5 protein-coding genes and 1 pseudogene are annotated in these 2,450 nt (G+C 57.1%); all 6 read left to right on the forward strand.

Features of this window, described 5'->3' with window-relative positions:
* Nucleotides 1–98 (forward strand): annotated as a pseudogene (locus tag ACQKPZ_RS28120) (hypothetical protein); the annotation flags it as partial.
* Nucleotides 72–560: a 50S ribosomal protein L5 gene (rplE, locus tag ACQKPZ_RS28125; RefSeq protein WP_427544547.1), complete on the forward strand. Its 489-nt coding sequence runs from the start codon at nucleotides 72–74 to the stop codon at nucleotides 558–560. The pseudogene ACQKPZ_RS28120 and the gene rplE, both read left to right, overlap by 27 nt.
* A gap of 13 nt (nucleotides 561–573) precedes the next feature.
* The gene (gene rpsN, locus ACQKPZ_RS28130; protein WP_009681970.1) at nucleotides 574–879 is read left to right on the forward strand and encodes a 30S ribosomal protein S14; all 306 of its coding nucleotides are present in this window, start codon (nucleotides 574–576) and stop codon (nucleotides 877–879) included.
* 209 nt (nucleotides 880–1,088) lie between these two features.
* Nucleotides 1,089–1,481: a 30S ribosomal protein S8 gene (rpsH, locus tag ACQKPZ_RS28135; RefSeq protein WP_391131129.1), complete on the forward strand. Its 393-nt coding sequence runs from the start codon at nucleotides 1,089–1,091 to the stop codon at nucleotides 1,479–1,481.
* Nucleotides 1,482–1,493: 12 nt separating this feature from the next.
* Nucleotides 1,494–2,027 carry a 50S ribosomal protein L6 gene (rplF, locus tag ACQKPZ_RS28140; protein ID WP_003255469.1) on the forward strand — a complete coding sequence of 178 codons (534 nt, stop codon included), beginning with the start codon at nucleotides 1,494–1,496 and terminating at the stop codon, nucleotides 2,025–2,027.
* 10 nt (nucleotides 2,028–2,037) lie between these two features.
* Entirely contained in the window at nucleotides 2,038–2,388 is a 351-nt protein-coding gene (gene rplR / locus ACQKPZ_RS28145; RefSeq protein WP_003255467.1) for a 50S ribosomal protein L18, read from the forward strand.
* The last annotated feature ends 62 nt before the right edge of the window (nucleotides 2,389–2,450 follow it).

Genomic DNA, 2,450 nt, shown 5'->3' on the forward strand with positions numbered 1-2,450 from the left:
ACGCCGCCTGCAAAGCCCAAGGCATTCCGGCGCGCACCGCCATTTCGGAGTACGCCCCCGGTCAAGTTGAAATTACCCTTGAGCATGGCGACGCCATGGAAGTTCCGCGCGTTACCAAAATCACCCTGAACATGGGTCTGGGCGAAGCGATCGGCGACAAGAAAGTCATCGAGCACGCTGTTGCCGACCTGGAAAAGATCACCGGTCAAAAGCCGGTCGTGACTTTCGCTCGCAAATCCATCGCTGGCTTCAAAGTCCGCGAAGGCTGGCCGATCGGCGTCAAGGTGACCCTGCGTAGCGACAAGATGTACGAATTCCTGGACCGCCTGCTGGCGATCTCCCTGCCTCGGGTTCGCGACTTCCGCGGCCTGAATGCCAAGTCCTTCGATGGCCGTGGCAACTACAGCATGGGCGTGAAAGAGCAGATCATCTTCCCGGAAATCGATTACGACAAGATCGATGCTCTGCGCGGTTTGGACATCACCCTGACCACCACTGCTCGTTCGGACGACGAAGGCCGCGCTCTGCTGCGTGCTTTCAAGTTCCCGTTCCGCAACTGATTGGAGTAGGAAAATGGCCAAGAAGAGCATGAAGAACCGTGAGCTGAAGCGTCAGCTGACGGTAGCCAAGTTCGCTAAGAAGCGTGCTGAGCTGAAAGCGACCATCGTCAACGTTAACGCCTCTCCAGAAGAGCGTTTCGCTGCCGTTGTCGCTCTGCAGAAGCAGCCACGTGACGCTAGCGCTTCGCGTCTGCGCAACCGTTGCCGCCTGACCGGTCGTCCTCACGGTGTATACCGTAAGTTCGGCCTGGGCCGTAACATGCTGCGTCAAGCTGCAATGCGCGGTGACGTACCAGGTCTGGTCAAGGCCTCCTGGTAATCGCTGCAGGTGTGATCCCGACGGAAGGGGAGCAATCTTCCGACCGTCGGTGACCTCGCCAAGAAACAAGCCCCTACATGGGGCTTGTTTCGTTTCTGCCTTGTGTCTAGAATGACCGGCTCACCTGAGCCTGGGTTTTTCACCCGTTCCGCTCAGGTGGTTGTCATAGCCGCAAGGCTAATAATTCTTGTATCAGGAGCATCTAGCCCATGAGTATGCAGGACCCGTTAGCGGACATGCTAACTCGCATCCGTAATGCCCAGATGGCTGAAAAGTCCGTCGTAAGCATGCCTTCTTCTACCCTGAAGGTCGCGGTTGCCAAAGTTCTGAAGGACGAAGGTTACATTGCTGGCTACCAGGTTACTGGTGAAGCCAAGCCGTCCCTGTCGATCGAACTGAAGTACTTCGAAGGCCGTCCGGTCATCGAAGAACTGAAGCGCACCAGCCGTCCAGGCCTGCGCCAGTACAAGGCCGTTACCGACCTGCCGAAAGTTCGTGGCGGTCTGGGCGTGTCTATTGTCTCCACCAACAAAGGTGTGATGACTGATCGCGCTGCGCGCGCTGCCGGTGTCGGCGGCGAAGTTCTGTGCACAGTGTTCTAAGGGGGGATAGACATGTCTCGCGTCGCTAAGAACCCCGTTAAGCTGCCATCCGGCGTCGAAGTAAAATTCGCAGGCCAGCAGCTTTCGGTGAAGGGTGCCAAAGGCACTCTCGAACTGAACGTTCACTCGTCTGTTGAAGTTACCGAAGAGTCTGGTGAGCTGCGTTTTGTTGCTCGCAATGGTGACCAGCAAGCTCGTGCCATGGCCGGTACCACCCGTGCTCTGGTCAACAACATGGTCCAAGGCGTAAGCCAAGGCTTCGAGCGTAAGCTCCAGCTGGTCGGTGTTGGTTACAAGGCACAGGCTAAAGGCACCGTCCTGAACCTGGCCCTGGGCTTCTCTCACCCAGTGGACTACGAACTGCCAGCCGGTATCACCGCTGAAACCCCTAGCCAGACCGACATCCTGATCAAGGGTATCGACAAGCAGCTGGTAGGTCAGGTGGCCGCTGAAATCCGCGACTTCCGTCCGCCAGAGCCGTACAAAGGCAAAGGTGTGCGTTACGCGGACGAAGTAGTCCGTCGTAAAGAAGCCAAGAAGAAGTAGGGCCTAGTAAATGACCGACAAAAAAGTTATTCGACTGCGTCGCGCTCGCAAAGCACGTCTGAAGATGCACGAACTCGAAGTCGTGCGCCTGTGCGTGTTCCGCTCCTCGCAGCACATCTACGCCCAGGTCATTTCGGCCGACGGCAGCAAGGTTCTGGCAAGCGCCTCGACCTTGGACAAAGACCTGCGTGATGGCGCCACTGGCAACATCGACGCGGCCACTAAGGTTGGCAAGCTGGTAGCTGAGCGCGCGAAAGCCGCCGGTGTATCTCAAGTTGCCTTTGACCGTTCCGGCTTCAAGTACCATGGCCGCGTCAAAGCGCTGGCTGATGCTGCTCGTGAAGGCGGGCTGGAGTTCTAAGTTATGGCAAATAACGATCAAAAGCGCGACGAAGGCTACATCGAGAAGCTGGTTCAAGTTAA

Origin of the sequence: Pseudomonas sp. NPDC089547 (assembly GCF_050280665.1) — a bacterium.
In the GTDB taxonomy this organism is placed as follows: domain Bacteria; phylum Pseudomonadota; class Gammaproteobacteria; order Pseudomonadales; family Pseudomonadaceae; genus Aquipseudomonas.